At 65.4% G+C, this 382-nt stretch carries 1 protein-coding gene; it reads right to left on the reverse strand.

What is annotated here, in order from left to right; genetic code table 11:
- The coding region (locus MUB46_RS24500; RefSeq protein WP_261618542.1) for a hypothetical protein at positions 1-282 on the reverse strand (282 nt) is incomplete at its 3' end.
- Positions 283-382 lie beyond the last annotated feature (100 nt).

Here is a 382-nt window from a genome sequence, read left to right on the forward strand (position 1 = left end):
AGCCGTACCCGCAATACTGCCCGCGACGTTGCCGAGCGTCCCCGCTATGGGATGCTGTCCGGTCAACCGCTCGTGCCGCCCCTCGTCAGGGTCCATACCGAGCAGGCCCCGGCCCGTCTCCGCCCAATAGTCGACGGCTCGGCGCTGCCACGGGCCAGTTATGGGGATACCTTCCATCATGTTGCGGGCGAACGTCTCGGCGGTTTCGAACGCGCCAAGGACGCCCTGCGGTCGCGTTGCCTGCTGCAACTGGTCGTCCGACATTTCCCAGGGATTAGGCATCGTGCTTTCTCCTACGGCATGACCGGCAAGTCAGGGTCGTCCAGGCGTCGCCAGTTCCGCGCGTCCTTGGAATCGCCGCCCTGATACTCGTAGCGAACGC

This window comes from Microbaculum marinisediminis (genome assembly GCF_025397915.1).
In the GTDB taxonomy this organism is placed as follows: domain Bacteria; phylum Pseudomonadota; class Alphaproteobacteria; order Rhizobiales; family Tepidamorphaceae; genus Microbaculum; species Microbaculum marinisediminis.